The sequence below is a fragment of the Colwellia marinimaniae genome (assembly GCF_002207865.1).
Lineage (GTDB): Bacteria > Pseudomonadota > Gammaproteobacteria > Enterobacterales > Alteromonadaceae > Colwellia > Colwellia marinimaniae.
Window position 1 is genome coordinate 1 of sequence record NZ_BDQM01000584.1, and the last position, 218, is coordinate 218.

General features: G+C 39.4%; 1 pseudogene. It reads right to left on the reverse strand.

From position 1 onward, the window contains the following. Positions 1-142: 142 nt before the first annotated feature. Positions 143-218 (reverse strand): annotated as a pseudogene (locus MTCD1_RS22080) (transposase); the annotation flags it as partial.

The window sequence follows — 218 nt, forward strand, 5'->3', positions numbered from 1 at the left end:
ATGATAATACGGTGTATCTAACAAACTGATCTGTTGCGAGCGAGGCTTAGGCATAATAATCACCAGACTTAATGAAGGTAAATTAAGCCTAGTTTATTGATGGAAATATGTACAAGTTATTATGGGTGGCAGATTAAGTTTTTGCGCCCTCATCAAGCAATGCTTGGGATTTAAAGCGCCCTTCCCAAAAGTGGCCGGTGCATTTATCTTCTCGATTA